Annotated in this window: 1 protein-coding gene; it reads left to right on the forward strand. The window is 39.0% G+C overall.

The genetic code is table 11. The features are described 5' to 3' along the window. Positions 1 to 218: hypothetical protein (locus ACWNT5_RS24365; protein WP_456518879.1), on the forward strand; the 218-nt coding region annotated here is incomplete at both ends.

Here is a 218-nt window from a genome sequence, read left to right on the forward strand (position 1 = left end):
ATTGATGAGCCAAGTGAGGACTTAACAGTTAGTGGTACAGTTACCAGTGGTAATACGAGTAATACCGATCCAAGTGGTACGGTAACGATCACTGATAATGATAATACCCCTACGGTTAGTATTAGTGATATTACAGTTGCAGAGGATGTAGGTAATGCTACGGTTACAGTAAGTATTGATGTAGCGAGTAGTGTAGATACGGTTATAGATATAGTTAC

The sequence above is a fragment of the Aquimarina sp. 433 genome, assembly GCF_054054605.1.